A 287-nucleotide genomic window follows, 5' to 3' on the forward strand; every position below is an offset into this window, starting at 1 on the left:
TGCCGCTCGCAGGCGTGGAGCCTGCGCCGCCGATCGGCGAGGCGGCTGCTGCGGCCGCGGGTGCTGCTGCCGCCGCCGGGCCGGCCGCGGTTCCTTCAATGTTTTCGCTGAAGGCGATCAGCAGATCGGAAGGCACGCCCGCGCCCTTCGTCTGCAGCTGAATGGCGGCCGCAAGGATCGTGTTGTTGTTCTGCATCGCCGCGGAATAGGCAAGCGCCAGACCTTCGCCCACCACTTCCGAGAAATCCTTGTTGCCGACCTTCTGTGCCAATGCGACGACGGCGGGC

General features: G+C 67.6%; 1 pseudogene. It reads right to left on the reverse strand.

Going from position 1 to position 287, the window contains the following annotated elements:
* Positions 1-287, reverse strand: a pseudogene (locus EN824_RS34695) (hypothetical protein); the annotation flags it as partial.

Source organism: Mesorhizobium sp. M8A.F.Ca.ET.181.01.1.1 (assembly GCF_004792025.1).
In the GTDB taxonomy this organism is placed as follows: domain Bacteria; phylum Pseudomonadota; class Alphaproteobacteria; order Rhizobiales; family Rhizobiaceae; genus Mesorhizobium.